This is a genomic window from Candidatus Aegiribacteria sp., from assembly GCA_021108005.1.
Classification (GTDB): domain Bacteria; phylum Fermentibacterota; class Fermentibacteria; order Fermentibacterales; family JCC-6; genus Aegiribacteria.
In genome coordinates this window covers 1-2173 of the sequence record JAIORS010000197.1, presented here as the reverse complement: position 1 = coordinate 2173, position 2173 = coordinate 1, and the positions used below count along the sequence as shown (strand labels likewise).

Sequence of the window (2173 nt, the reverse complement as noted above, 5' to 3'; positions counted from 1 at the left end):
CGGGGAAAAGGAGATGGAGCAAATGCTACGAATATTCGAAGACTCCCTCACCGAATAGTAGGAAATGATAAGGGGCAAGATCGGGTCTATTTACAATTAAGAACCTTCATCATACTCTGACATTTCGAATGTTGGCGGGTATATTCAGTTAACAGAAAGGGAGTGTATGAAAGACATCGATAAGGAGCTTGAAGTATACATCCCTTCATCGGTCGCCAAACTGAAGAATCCCCAAACTGATATACCTCGCATCGCAAAGAACGAGAAAATTGTAGCTCAGATAGAATCGGGTTTACACCAGATTCCAACTAAACATACACTATACCAAGCTGATTCGAGGGATCTCTCCTTTCTAGCTGATGAATCAGTGCATTTGGTTTTAACATCTCCTCCATATTGGACTCTGAAGAAATACCACGATAATGAGAACCAACTTGGTGATGTCGCCGACTATGATCAGTTCCTTAATGAACTGGATAAGGTTTGGCACCATTGTTATCGAATCTTGATACCTGGCGGTAGATTGGTCTGTGTTGTTGGAGATGTTTGTCTTTCCAGAAGAAAGAACAGCGGTCGCCATACTGTTGTTCCGCTACATGCTTCTATTCAAGAACACTGCCGGAATTTTGGCTTTGATAATCTAGCTCCGATTATTTGGTATAAAATCGCGAATGCTGTGTTTGAATCGTCCGGAAATGGTACTGGATTTCTTGGCAAGCCGTATGAGCCTAATGCGGTTATCAAGAATGATATAGAATTCATACTAATGCAGCGAAAACCGGGTGGGTATAGAAGTCCTTCCCTTGAGGCACGCATCCTATCGATTATTTCAAATGCAAATCACAAGCTTTGGTTCCAGTCTATTTGGTCAGGGGTAACTGGAGCCTCAACAAGAAATCATCCTGCACCATTTCCAGAGGAGTTGGCAGAGCGGATAATTCGAATGTTTTCGTTTGCTGGAGATACTGTAATGGATCCATTTCTTGGAACGGGCACTACTTCCATTGCTTCTGCAAAATGGGGACGGAATTCAATCGGAGTTGAAGTCGATCCCCAGTATTTCAGTCAATCTGAGAAACGCATTAAAGCATCAACAACATCGTTATTCTCTAAAGCAGAAATATCGGTAGAGAGAAGGGGGTAAGTGGTGAAATACAACGATGGAGTATCTCGAGCTGTACAGCATTTTTGGAAGGTTCGAACTCGCCAGTTTAATGACCAGGGAACTTCAACTGGAAAAAAAGATGCGGGGAATAGAAGTGCTGTAACAGGCGGAAAACACCTTGATGGCTTCATCGAATTGTTTGCTGGAATTCTTGCTGAAGCAGGGCTACCCGATTCCGCAATATTCACAAAGTCAACTACATTGCCAGGTTACTTCCGACCAACGAAGAAATGGGATTTGGTTGTAGTAATCGATGACCAGTTTCTTGCATCCATAGAATTTAAGGCTCATGTGGGGCCTTCCTTTGGTAATAACTTCAATAATCGTGTTGAGGAAGCACTTGGCAACGCCATGGACCTGCTTACAGCATATCGGGAGGGAAAGTACAAGCCATCGCAGAAACCATGGATTGGCTGGCTTATGTTGCTGGAGGACACCCCTAATTCAACCTCCTCGGTTCGTGTTGAAGAACCTCATTTTGATGTGTTTCCTGAATTCAAGGTTACTTCATATGCTAAGCGCTATGAGTTGTTCTGCGAACGACTTGTTAGAGAGCGATTATACGATGGGACATGTCTCTTACTTTCAAAGAAGGATGATGGACTGACCGGGAAATATACTGAACCAAATCCAGAAATAACCTTCAATAAATTTGCTACGTCATTATCAGCTCATGCAATAGCATACGCCAAGATGAGAGCCCAATGAAGCCAACATTTGTTGCGAGTTACTGTAAACACTGCTCGTAGTGTTTTCGATCGTGAGCTTATCGTCATCGCTGATAATGCAAGGAACCAGCAGATAGTATGTATTTCGCCGTTTTCTCCGAATTTCAATGAGTATCATGATAGGAAGTATCTAGACGAATTGCGGATTATCTTTTCCCACAAGCCTGATAGAATAGTCGTAAGATATCATATCAATAGAGGATGGTTGCAATTGCGGAATCATCCCGAGCAAAGTACGAAGCCCTTGATTTCATCAATGAGATGAGTATTTTATTTGTAA

Annotated in this window: 2 protein-coding genes; both read left to right on the top strand. The window is 42.5% G+C overall.

Going from position 1 to position 2173, the window contains the following annotated elements:
• Nucleotides 1–166 precede the first annotated feature (166 nt).
• Complete coding sequence (locus tag K8S15_12520; GenBank protein MCD4776860.1) at nucleotides 167–1144, top strand: site-specific DNA-methyltransferase; 978 nt, start codon at nucleotides 167–169, stop codon at nucleotides 1142–1144.
• A 3-nt stretch (nucleotides 1145–1147) separates the two neighbouring features.
• Entirely contained in the window at nucleotides 1148–1873 is a 726-nt protein-coding gene (locus K8S15_12515) for a PaeR7I family type II restriction endonuclease (protein ID MCD4776859.1), read from the top strand.
• Nucleotides 1874–2173: the final 300 nt, after the last annotated feature.